This is a genomic window from Microcoleus sp. MOSTC5, from assembly GCF_036701825.1.
Classification (GTDB): domain Bacteria; phylum Cyanobacteriota; class Cyanobacteriia; order Cyanobacteriales; family Microcoleaceae; genus Microcoleus; species Microcoleus asticus.
Genome location: NZ_JAUBRK010000190.1, coordinates 1 through 1,133 on the forward strand (window position 1 = coordinate 1; position 1,133 = coordinate 1,133).

Annotated in this window: 1 protein-coding gene and 1 pseudogene; one reads left to right on the top strand and one right to left on the bottom strand. The window is 42.0% G+C overall.

Annotated elements, in window-relative coordinates:
• Nucleotides 1-718, bottom strand: a pseudogene (locus QUA54_RS34310) (IS4 family transposase); the annotation flags it as partial.
• A gap of 128 nt (nt 719-846) precedes the next feature.
• Between QUA54_RS34310 and QUA54_RS34315 the strand changes: the two are divergent.
• Entirely contained in the window at nt 847-990 is a 144-nt protein-coding gene (locus QUA54_RS34315; protein WP_333419502.1) for a hypothetical protein, read from the top strand.
• Nucleotides 991-1,133: the final 143 nt, after the last annotated feature.

A 1,133-nucleotide genomic window follows, 5' to 3' on the forward strand; every position in this document is an offset into this window, starting at 1 on the left:
TAAATACTTGCTCTACTTGAATTGATGCTCCTTTTTTCAAACGAGTAATTAAGTGGATATCTCGTTCAATTAATTTGAGCCAAAAGCTAAAATGATAAAATCCTCGATCCAGTAAGAGTAAGGTTTTACTTGGCACCAATTGCAGGATATTTTCTTCAAGCTTAACATCAGAACTTCTGGGGTTTTCCAGAAACCAAATATCGACAGGGAGCCTAGTCATTACATCTATGACTGTTGCCATTTTTCCTGCCAACTGCCCTTTTGGTATATTTTCCAGGCTTTTGAGTTTACAAAACAATGCTTCGAGCGTCGAGCTATCTACTATCCAAATTCTCGAAAATTTGGTCAAAGCAAATTGAATGCTTTCTGGTAGAGGTCGTTGTTTTCTCTGGTACCAAGCAGTTCTTAAACTTGGCAATAAATTTTTGAAGACTCCCTCAAATAATGTGGCAGGAAAACTTAAAAACCTTTGAGACATTGCTTGTTGAGTGACTGTCGTCGGTCGGCACCACAAAAAACCTGATCTTGCTAGCATTCTTGTGAGTTCTGTCACCCCTGCTACATCTCGCCACAGTAGAGTTAATACTGCTGCTACCATCAACGGTAGGTTAAGAATTCTCCCTCGTAAACCCAGTTGACGGTAGTAATTTTCTTGTGAGGTGATGGCTGGTGTTAATAATGCCGATAGTTGCGAGGCAATCGTCTCATCTTCCACCATCGGTCTTGTGGTTTTTTTGGCGTGGTCGCGGTTGGTTTTTTGATTCTTGGCCATATTTATTGACCTACACAATCGCTCAATTATTTGTCAATTATATCGTTCGATCGTACCAACGCTAGCAATCGATCGTGCTCGGCTCAACGCTGCCGTGCGCTGGCGGTGCAACTATTATCGATCACCCGCCATTATTATCGATCGCCCGCCACTGTTATCGATCGTCCGCCACTATTATCGATCGCGGTGCAACGCCAATCGAGTCCACAACTTATTAATAATGATAATCGCTGTGGGTGAGAGAGTCCGCCTGCGGCGGACTCTCTCACCCTTACCCTATTTGATTATCATTATTATTCCATAATATTTCTATCCCAAGAGGTATTGACAAAATCTACTCCTTTCTAACTTGTTACCAATG